9 protein-coding genes are annotated in these 9,727 nt (G+C 66.6%); 4 read left to right on the top strand and 5 right to left on the bottom strand.

All coding sequences use genetic code 11. From position 1 onward, the window contains the following. Positions 1-538 precede the first annotated feature (538 nt). The 3 genes from AB0I06_RS08730 to AB0I06_RS08720 all read right to left on the bottom strand — a co-directional run bounded on the left by AB0I06_RS08730 (position 539) and on the right by AB0I06_RS08720 (position 3,065). Entirely contained in the window at positions 539-1,273 is a 735-nt protein-coding gene (locus AB0I06_RS08730; protein WP_363118029.1) for an SDR family oxidoreductase, read from the bottom strand. A 73-nt stretch (positions 1,274-1,346) separates the two neighbouring features. Beyond that, positions 1,347-2,453, bottom strand: a complete 1,107-nt coding sequence (locus tag AB0I06_RS08725) for an alanine racemase (protein ID WP_363118028.1) — start codon at positions 2,451-2,453, stop codon at positions 1,347-1,349. A 126-nt stretch (positions 2,454-2,579) separates the two neighbouring features. Beyond that, positions 2,580-3,065, bottom strand: a complete 486-nt coding sequence (locus AB0I06_RS08720; RefSeq protein ID WP_363118027.1) for a RidA family protein — start codon at positions 3,063-3,065, stop codon at positions 2,580-2,582. 765 nt (positions 3,066-3,830) lie between these two features. Between AB0I06_RS08720 and AB0I06_RS08715 the strand changes: the two genes are divergently transcribed. From AB0I06_RS08715 to AB0I06_RS08700, 4 genes are all read left to right on the top strand, one after another. Then, a complete protein-coding gene (locus tag AB0I06_RS08715) occupies positions 3,831-4,016 on the top strand; it encodes a zinc ribbon domain-containing protein (protein ID WP_363118026.1) in 186 nt (61 codons plus the stop codon). Positions 4,017-4,132: 116 nt separating this feature from the next. After that, entirely contained in the window at positions 4,133-4,537 is a 405-nt protein-coding gene (locus AB0I06_RS08710) for a hypothetical protein (protein WP_363118025.1), read from the top strand. Between the two features lie 160 nt (positions 4,538-4,697). After that, entirely contained in the window at positions 4,698-5,879 is a 1,182-nt protein-coding gene (locus AB0I06_RS08705; RefSeq protein WP_363118024.1) for an AAA family ATPase, read from the top strand. A gap of 710 nt (positions 5,880-6,589) precedes the next feature. Further along, positions 6,590-7,240, top strand: a complete 651-nt coding sequence (locus AB0I06_RS08700) for an SMI1/KNR4 family protein (RefSeq protein WP_363118023.1) — start codon at positions 6,590-6,592, stop codon at positions 7,238-7,240. A gap of 230 nt (positions 7,241-7,470) precedes the next feature. Here AB0I06_RS08700 and AB0I06_RS08695 read toward each other — a convergent pair whose 3' ends face one another. Together AB0I06_RS08695 and AB0I06_RS08690 are read right to left on the bottom strand one after the other, a co-directional pair. Then, complete coding sequence (locus tag AB0I06_RS08695) at positions 7,471-7,980, bottom strand: DinB family protein (RefSeq protein WP_363118022.1); 510 nt, start codon at positions 7,978-7,980, stop codon at positions 7,471-7,473. Between the two features lie 618 nt (positions 7,981-8,598). Further along, positions 8,599-9,720: an acyl-CoA desaturase gene (locus tag AB0I06_RS08690; protein WP_363118021.1), complete on the bottom strand. Its 1,122-nt coding sequence runs from the start codon at positions 9,718-9,720 to the stop codon at positions 8,599-8,601. Positions 9,721-9,727: the final 7 nt, after the last annotated feature.

The raw sequence follows: 9,727 nt of genomic DNA, 5'->3' as shown, positions 1-9,727 counted from the left end.
GACCTGCCCTTCAAGCGCATCCCCGGCCACTTCGGCCCGCCCTGGTTCCTGCCCTTCGCCGGCGGCTTCTACAAGTTCATGGACGTCATCAAGTAAGTAGGACCAAGAGGCTGAGCGGACGGACGGTACCTGTGACGGCACTCTGTGGCCTGCGCCCCCTCCACCTACCGTCCGCCGCCGCCAGCGCGGCCAGGAGATGATCCACGGGTTGGATGAGATCGGCCTGGTCTGCTCGGACCCCGTGGTCGGGAGGCCGTACCTGCCTGGTCAGCACTGACGGCCAGACTATGGGCTCGTGGGCCGCCTACCCGATCAGCAACTGATTCCGTCCGCCCCGAGCCAGGCAGCACCACCAACGCGAGGCATCCGCAACCGACTTAGGCAGACGTGCAGGCTGATTACCGCTGTCCACAGCCTTGGGGTGAACGCGGCGTCGCCTGGCTCGTCCACCATGGTGAGACGCAGGACAGGCCGTTCAGCCAGATGCTGGTCGTGATGCTCGTCAGGGATGTAAGAGCGAGGGTGGGGGCGAGGGGGCTCAGAAAGCGGTGTACCCGCCGTCGACGGGGAGGACCGCTCCGGTGATGTATGTCGACTCAGATGATGCGAAGAAGAGGGCCGCGTCGGCCACCTCTTCGGGGGTGGCGAGGCGTTGGAGCGGAATTTGCATCTCCCGTTCGCGGCGGCAGGCCTCCGGGTCGGAGCTGCGCTGGAACGTTGCCTCGATGACCGGGGTGACGGTCAGACCTGGTGCGACGACGTTGACGCGAATGTTGCGCGGGGCCCATTCGATCGCCGCGCCCTTGGCGAGCATGATGAGGCCTCCCTTGGCGGCGGAGTAGAGGACTTCCCCGGGCTTGCCGACCATGCCGAGTCGGGAACTGATGCAGACGAAGGAGCCTCCTTCGGGCGGCATCAGCGGCGCGAAGTGCTTCATCACCAGGAACGCGCTGAGCAGGTTGCTGTCAAGTACGTTCTTCGCGTCCTCGTAGGGCATCTCGGTGAGTGGGCTGCTGGCCTGGAGGCCGTGGTTGATGACGACGACGTCGACAGTGCCGATGGAGTCGGCGGCCTGGCTGGCCAGGGCCTCGACGAACGCCTCGTCGTTGAGGTCTCCAGGGACGTACAGGTCTGCGGGCTGGGCGGTGTCGAGTTGCTCCCTGCGGCCGGTGAGCAGCAGTCGGGCTCCCTCGCGGCGGAAGTGGGAACTCACCGCCTGCCCTATGCCACTGCTGGCACCGGTCACCAGGGCCGCGACGTTCTCGAGTCTCATGTCAGGCACTCCTTCACATAAATGGGCGGTCAGGTCGGGGGCTCGGGTGCGAGGTCTCTCGTTCCGGGCCCGGTCAGCTGAGGAATCCGCGGGCGTCGACCGGCCACCGCTCCAGCGACATACCCGTGCTGTCGGTGACGATGAACTCCTCGAAATTGACGACGACCGGACAGACGTGGTTCGGCACCACCGGCACCACGGTGCCGACCCGGGGGCGGAACTCGCCCGCGGGCAGCGCGAGGAATCCGTGGTACTCGTTGAGCTTGGACAGGAAGGCCTTCGTGCCGGCGACCCGGCCGTAGCCGCGCTCGGGGCTGCCTTCGCGGCTGAGGGCCTTGGTGCCCGCATCGATGATGACCTGGCCGGGGACCCAGTCGCTGACCACGGTGGCAGCGACGAACAGCGCGATCTGGTCGGCCGTGCAGGCGCCGAGCCGGGCGTTGTTCAGGTCCCCGAAGACGTACTCGCCGGGACGAATCTCGGTGATCACGCTGCTGGTGGAGAACTCGACGGTGGGGGTGGAGCCGGCGCTGACCACCTGTGCGGTGATTCCGACGCTGTCGAGGCTGCGTACTGCGGTGGTCAGCGCGGCGTCCTGGTCCTGCGCTGCGCGTTCGCGAGCGTCCGGGCCGGAGCTGCCGTGGCCTGGATAGGTGAAGACGCCCACTGGCACGAGGCCGCGCTTGCGGGCGGCGAGTGCGAGGTCGCCCGCGGCCTCGGGCGGTGCCCCGGAACGACGGGCGCCGCAGTCGACCTCGACCACGACTTGCAGTCGGTCCGGTTCGTCTCCCATCGCGTCGGCGAGGGCCTCGATCGCCGCGGCGTTGTCGACGCCGACCCGCAGCCGGACGGACTCGGCGAGCCGGCGGATCCGTGTCCCCTTCGTTCCCGCGGGCCAGACCGGGTAGGCGAGGAAGACGTCGTCGAATCCGGCCGCGGCGAAGACCTCGGCCTCACCGACATTGCCCGCGGTGATTCCGGCCGCCCCGGCCTCGATCTGCCGTCGGCCGATCTCCACACACTTGTGCGTCTTGACGTGCGGCCTGACATCAAGGCCGTGCTGAGCGGCGAAGCTCTGCATGCGGTCGATGTTGTCCTGTACGACGTCGACCAGCACGATCGGCGCGGGGGTGTCGACCTGCTCGACCAGAGCGTCGAGTGCTCGCTGGAGCCGGTTCATGCTGCACTCCTCTTGCTTGTGTCTGGGAATTGAGCGAGGGGCGCAGATACGGACTCCCTCGAATGTCGCACGTGCGTGGTCCGCGACATCACGCGCGCTCGCGCTGCACCGCCGTCGCGCCCGGCCCTACACCGCAGTGCAGACCATCTGGATCTCGACCGGACTGTTGAGCGGCAACCCGGCGACACCGATCGCGGTGCGTGCGTGCCGTCCGTTTTCGCCCAGCACCTCGATGAGCAGTTCACTGGCCGCGTTGGCGACCCGCGACTGCAGACCGAAGTCCGGCGTACTGGCCACGAAGACCAGCATCTGCACCATGCGGACCCGGTCCAGATCTCCCACCGCTTGCGCGGCGGCGGCGAGCGCATTGAGTGCGGCATGGCGCGCGAGCTCCCGCGCCGTCTCCAGCTCGACGTCCCGGCCGACAATGCCCTGACCTAGCAGTTCACCGTCTTTGTAGGGCAGTTGGCCCGAGATGTGGATGCTGGACCCCACCGTCCGCTGGTCCACGTAGTACGGGTTGTTGCCGAGGCTTGGAAGCTCCAGGCCGAGGGCTTGGAGCCGACCCGCAGCCGAGCCGGTCGCAGCGGCCGACGTCGCAGGCCGGCTCACTGTGCCACCGCCGTAGCCGACGCAGGACAGGGGCTACCGCAGCTGGCCTCGAGAACCCACTCCGTATGTATCTCGATCATCTGTGCCTGGTTCTCCTTCCGAGCAAGGGGTGGGCGGAATGCCGCATAACGGCTCAGCGAAACCCCAGATTGTCGTTTGTCGACCATCTGACGAACATCGCTCGTTTCCGCATGGTGGCCCAAGATAGCCCTCAGGTGGTCGTTTGTCGACCATTTCGCGGGACGCTCACTACAGGCGGGCCAAGACGCCGGACCAGGCGTGGGCGCCGTCTAGGGTTGATCCCCGCCGTCGAGGTGGCGGCCGGGTACCACAGACGGCATGACGCGCATCGGCCGCTGTCGTCTCGCTCAGCACCGCCGGATCGCCAAGGCCGACGCCGAGAGGGCCCGCGATGCCCTGGCATGCACCTACCGGACCTGCAAGCAGCCCCTGCCGGGGTGGCCGCACGCCCGGCCAGCGATGGGGGAGTGTCGTGAGTGCCAGGCGCCGCTCAGCGCCGCGCCCGGACCGGCACCCCTGCTCAACCACTGACCCCTTCCTCAACCATTGCGTCAGGCCGTCCCCCCGACCAACTGATGTGTGTGCCAGGGCTTTGGCCTTGAGTTCGTCATCGCCTCCAACTTGAAGCAGCGCGCGCACCACATCCCTGCCAAAAATGTGCACCACATCATGTTCGTGAATCAACGACGGCACCACGGGTACTCCGCATCCAACTCCAACACTTTGAGCTGCTATCGGAGAGTCATGACGCAGGAGATCAAGAACGGAAACCGGTTCTGTAAGGCATGTGGTACGCCGGCGGAGGACGGGAAGTTGTGCAGCCACTGCGGCACGGTTTTGGACTTCCCTGATGACGGTGGGCTGATTGTGGACGAGGGCGCGGCGGTGCGCCGGGACTTCGAGGGGCGCACCCGTCAGCAAGAAGGCTGAATGCACGGACCAGCCTCCGTGGCAGGCAATGCCATCGGACGATAAGAGCACAGCGCCCCCAAACTAGATGAGCACCGAACAGTGACGCTGCCGTGCGGAAGACGAGGGGGATGGCGATGGAAGCGGCCAAGTGGTCGGTGGATAGAGAACGCCTGACCCAGTGGGTTCCTGAGGGCGAGCGGATGACAGCCGGCTGCGCGGTGATGTACGGACGCACACTGTGGGGCCTGATACCGCGACGCGCTTCACTTCTGTTGACCGACCGTCGGGTACGAGTTCTGCGCCACCGAGGCAATGACCTCCGGTATGCCATACGCGGTATCTGGTTCGAGGTGATGCGGGGTGAGGCCGAGGCGGTCTGCAGAAACCCGCAGGTGCGGGTGGAGTTCGACAAAGGGCAGGAGATCGAACTGCGCACGCGGGACGGTGGGGTGGAGCGCCTGCTGATCAGTCAATGGGACGCGGTGCATGCCGATGCTCTGTACGCGGCGTTCCCTACTGGGAGCAGCGACCCGCGGTGATGTGACAGCGCCCCGCCCCTCGCTGCCAGCCCGCCCCCGAGCGCGCTCAAATCTGTCGACAAGCACGTGCGCGATGGAGAGAATCCGGGGCCATGGTCTATGTCATCGAACCCGCGCTTGCGGAGCTCACGACGCGTGGCCCCGATCTGGCGGCAAGTCGGTGAGCGTCGCTGGGTTCCCCGTGCTGTGGCTCTGTGGTCCGCCAGGAGTCGGCAAGACCACGGTCGCCTGGGAGATGTACTCCCGCTTCATAGGGGCCGGTATCGAGAGCGGTTTCGTTGACATCGACCAGTTGGGGATCTGCTACCCCGAGCCTGTGGGGGATCCAGGGCGGCACCGTATGAAGGCACGCAACGTTGATGCGGTGGTCGCCGGCTTCCGGGCAGCCGGCGCCCGGTGTCTCATCGTCTCGGGTGTCGTCGATCCCGCCTGCGGAGTGCACGTCGACCAGATTCCGAAGGCCGCTGTGACGGTCTGCCGCCTGCGTGCCGACCGGGAGGTGCTTCGGCAGCGGTTCACCGGTCGCGGAGGTCCCGCCGAGTCGGTCGACGAGGTGCTGCGGGAAGCCGATGCCCTGGACGCGAGCACCTTCGCGGATGCCTGCGTCGACACCAGCGGATTACCGGTGGACGAGGTTGCGCGGCGTGTCGGGGAGCGAACCGGCGGATGGCCGACCTCGGCGCTTGGCCGGTCAGCTGACGCGCCCGAGACGTCGGCGGTCACCGCTTCGGGCAGAAGCCCAACCTTGGCGCAGGCGGAACGTTCCGCTGATCTTCCGGTTCTGTGGCTGTGCGGCGCGACCGGCGTCGGGAAGTCGACGGTCGGCTTCGAGGTTTTCCAAAGAGTCCTAGGCGCTGGTGCCACCGCCGCGTACCTCGATCTCGACCAGCTCGGTTTCTGTCGCCCGGTTCCGGATGATCCCGCCAACCACCGGGTCAAGGCCCGCAACCTGGCTGCCGTATGGCGGACTTATCGTGCGGCTGGGGCCCAATGCTTGATCATGGCCGGCCCGGTCGAGGACGAGGCCACGGTCAAGGCATACTCCGACGCGATGCCTGCGGCCGAGCTCACGCTGTGCCGACTGCACGCCGGACGACAGCACCTGACGGAACGCATCATGTCCCGTGGGCAGGGTGGCAGTTGGGCCCAACCGGGCGACCCGTTGCGGGGGCAGTCCGTCACACGCCTGCTCCACGTCGTCGACCAGGCGGTGGCATCCGCAGCCAGCTTGGAGGATGCCGGGATCGGTGACCTGCGCATCGACACCGACGGACGTACTGTCGAGCAGGTAGCCGATGCCGTCTTGTCACAGCTGTGCACGCAGGTGCGGCGCTCGAGTTGACGGGACTTGAAGCGGGGCCGGACCAGCCGTCGGCTCACCGTGCGCCTCGGCGAGCCGGCGGGCCTCCGGAGCTCGCATTTGAACAGGTGGAAGATGCTGTGCTTGCCGTCGCTCTGACCAACCGCCACGCAGGCGATTCCGGATGCCCGGGAGCAGTCGATCAGCTAATCCCTCCGCTTGTCACCCGACACATCGCGCTTCAGGTCGCCGGTTTGAAGTGCCGGAGCGCCGTGTCGTCGAAGCCTGCCTCTCCGGGTATGTCGCTGGGGGAGGGACAGTTGGGGCGGTCGATGAGTCGGCGTTCACCGGAATGTTCACCGGACGCGTGGGAGCCTCGGCTTGGCAGCTGTGGATGGCCTGCGGTCACCGGGGCGGGAGTCCGGCGTACCAGGCCGGCTTCGCTCAGACACTCAGGGAGTCGGTGCAGGAGATGGCGGTGATGCTCAAAGCCATGCCGACCTGGGCCACTTGGCTCAAGCCATAAGCGGGGAACGCCGGGAAAGACGCCCCCAACACTCCGTCTCATGGGGACAGTGTCTCCGGCAGGTGACGCCGGAGCCGGATGTCCGTGCTCAGCCCCCAGTGCGCACGGTGGATTCCACCGCACACCTAGCGCCGCTCCGCTTGTCCTGGCGAACCACGAAGTCAGCCTCGGGACTGCAAGCAGCGTGTGAGGTCTCGTTGTCGGTGCAGCCGTCTATCGTCGCCTCATGACACAGATAGATCTTGGCGCGCTCAATCGTGAATGGACTCGCTTCGAGTCGTGGCTTATGACGCACTCGCCCTCCGATCAGGCAGCCTTGCGGAGGCCGGTGGGACGCGAGCGGCAGGCTGAGCTGGAATCACGGCTGGGCTTCGCCCTGCACCCGGAGCTGAAGGCACTCTTGGACCTGCACGATGGAGCCGCTGAGCCTGTAGCCGACCCGAGCCCCCGCACAGTCCCCCGAACGGTTCGGCCCGCTGGGTCGTTCCTACCGTTGCAACATCGGCTGTGCAGTGTGGACGACATGGCGATGATGCACGGCGTGCTCATCGAGATCAGCGAGGACTTCGTCGAAGCGGGATCGGCGGACGAAGAGGAGCTGGCTGCGAACCTGCATCGATGCGTGCCGTTCGCTCTGCCCGACGACGGCGGTGTCGCCCTTATCGATCACCGCCCCGGTCCTTCGTACGGGCATGTGTATGAGATGGGCATCGGATCGGGAGACCTGGACGGAACATTCTGGGCGACAGGTCTGACTGAGCTCTTCCGAGCTCTGAGCGACGCACTGGAGACAGGCACTCCCTTCCTGCATTACTGGCCCGGGAACTCCAAGGACGAGTTGGGCCGTAGCTACCTTGAGTGGGAGATTCGAGTCTGAGTGCGGCGCGGCCACCACCAGATACAGCCTCGGACCGTCCTGGTCCTGGCCCCGGTCGCCCCCGCCTCGACCACCGGCGTCGCTCGGCGTGACGCCGGCATGGTCTCCGGCCTCATGAACAGTTCCCGCCAACTCGGCGGCGTCTGGTCCGTCGGCACACGTGCTCGCGGGTGGCATCGCCCACCCGGCCTTGAACAGATCAGCAGGTGAAGCTCGGGGCCCGTGCGGACTCAGGCGCCCACGGTCCCGTCGACACCCTCACGCAGAAAGTCCGCGTGCCCGTTGTGGCGGCCGTACTCAAGGAGCACGTGCATCATCACCATCCGCAGTGATACCTCCTCGCCCCATCTTGGCTGGTACCCGGCCAGGTCCAGGGATTCAGCCTCCCGCTCGATGCGACGCGAGTTCTCCACCTCGGCCTCCCAGGCTACGAACGCCTCGTCCCTGGTCGAGGCGCTCGCGTCGTACGCCGCCTGGAAGTCGATCTTGTCGGACCAGACCATGGGTGCGTCATTGTCCTCGAACACTCGACGGAACCAGGCACGCTCCACCTCCGCCATGTGCCGCACCAGACCGAGCAACGAAAGCGTCGATGGCGGCATCGACTGCTGCCGAAGCTCCTCGTCGGTAAGCCCTTCGCACTTCATGGCAAGGGTCGCACGGTGATAGTCGAGGAAAGCCCGCAGCATGTCGCGTTCGCTGCCAAAACTAGGCGGTCCTATGCGATTGTCGCTGGTCACCGGTCGTGCTCCTCGTGTCGTTCCCGCATCCGAGGCCAGTATCCACTGCGCCGGCTGTCCCCTGACGATGGCCGTCTGCCGGACCCGACTGTCATCACTGGGGCCGGCAAGGCTTGTTCCCTCCGTTGATGACGGCGCTTCAGTTGCCGTGCCGCTGGCCGAAGGGAAACAGCTGCGGCCGGAACGAAATCCTTGGCGCTGCCTACAGCGACCGCGACCCGGCCGTGTCCCTCGAGGGCGCGGGCATCGCCGACTCCCGGGCCGTCCTGGACAACCCGCAGTGGGAAGGAGTGGCGCAGCAGCCCCACCAACCAGTTCAGCGCCCTCTCAACGAGACACGACGCCACCGCGCTCGCCTTCCAGTAACTGCTCGCCAACCGGTGGGCGATGCCACAGCCGAGCAGACGACGCTGAGCGCCGGTCAGCCCGGCGTACGGCTGCACTGCCACCTGAACCTGCGCCAGCAGCTCACCGCAGCCGGCCTGCTCGGCCCGACCATGGAGCCGACCACGGCCGGCCCTGGCTCAGACCGGGCGCCTTCGCCGAACAGCGGCAAGCCGGCGGTGACCCCGGGGCCGGCCGCCGGTAGGGCCGGAGGATCTGAACCAATCCCGGCAATCAGGCCGCGACGAGCTCCTGCTCGCGGTCCGGAGTTTTGACCTGGGGCTTCTTCTTGTTCGGCAGCGAGAGCCGGAAGACCTTGCGCCACGCGGAGAACACCTGCTTGGGCAGAGGCCCGGTGACGTACTCCAGCTCGTACTTTTCGAACAGTGCGCGCACCTTCACCGCGACCTCGGCGTACCGGTTGCTCGGCAGGTCCGGGAACAGGTGGTGCTCGATCTGGTGCGACAGGTTGCCGGTCATGAAGTGCATGGCCTTGCTGCCGCTGATGTTCGCCGAGCCCATCATCTGGCGCAGGTACCACTGGCCGCGCGTCTCGCCCTTGATCGACCGGCGCTCGAAGACCTGTACACCCTCGGGGAAGTGCCCACACATGATCACCGAGTGGGACCAGACGTTGCGGACCAGGTTCGCGGTGAACGTGGCGGCGAGCGTGGGGAGGAACGACGGCCCCGACAGCAGCGGGTGGATCACGTAGTCCTTGAGCACCTGCTTGCGGATCTTGCGGCCCACGGCCTTGGCCCGCGCGCGGAACTCCGGGTTCTTGCGGCGGCGCTTGTGCAGGTTCTTGCCGAGCTCCAGGTCGTACGCCGCGATGCCGTACTCGAAGAAGCAGGCGTTGATGAAGTTCCACAGCGGCTGGCCGAGGTGGAAGGGATGCCACTTCTGGTCCTCGTCGACGCGCATGATGCCGTAGCCGAGGTCGTTGTCCTTGCCGATCACGTTGGTGTACGTGTGGTGCAGCTCGTTGTGCGAGTGCTTCCACTGGTCGGCCGGCGAGACGTGGTCCCACTCCCAGGTCGTGGAGTGGATCTTCGGGTCCCGCATCCAGTCCCACTGGCCGTGCAGGATGTTGTGGCCGATCTCCATGTTGTCCATGATCTTCGCCACGGACAGACCGGCGGTGCCGATCAGCCACGCGGGCGGGAAGATCGAGAACAGCAGCACACCCCTGCTGACCAGTTCGAGCTTGCGCTGCGCCGAGATCACCTTGCGGATGTAGGCGGCGTCTTTCTCGCCTCGGCCGGCGATCACCTCGTCGCGGATCGCGTCCAGCTCGCGGCCGAGCTCCTCGATCTGCTCCGCGGTCAGGTGGGCGGTGGGGTCAATGGCGGTCAAAGTGCTC

It is taken from the genome of Streptomyces sp. NPDC050674 (assembly GCF_040654575.1).
Taxonomy (GTDB): Bacteria; Actinomycetota; Actinomycetes; order Streptomycetales; family Streptomycetaceae; genus Streptomyces.
Note: the sequence above shows the minus strand (reverse complement) of the source record. Positions and strands in the feature narration are given on the sequence as shown.

Bases quoted from the DNA above. Each gene is read 5' to 3' on its own strand.
- AB0I06_RS08710 (WP_363118025.1), top strand. From the start codon at position 4,133: ATGGAAGCGGCCAAGTGGTCGGTGGATAGAGAACGCCTGACCCAGTGG.
- AB0I06_RS08725 (WP_363118028.1), bottom strand. From the start codon at position 2,453: ATGAACCGGCTCCAGCGAGCACTCGACGCTCTGGTCGAGCAGGTCGAC.
- AB0I06_RS08730 (WP_363118029.1), bottom strand. From the start codon at position 1,273: ATGAGACTCGAGAACGTCGCGGCCCTGGTGACCGGTGCCAGCAGTGGC.
- AB0I06_RS08700 (WP_363118023.1), top strand. From the start codon at position 6,590: ATGACACAGATAGATCTTGGCGCGCTCAATCGTGAATGGACTCGCTTC.
- AB0I06_RS08715 (WP_363118026.1), top strand. From the start codon at position 3,831: ATGACGCAGGAGATCAAGAACGGAAACCGGTTCTGTAAGGCATGTGGT.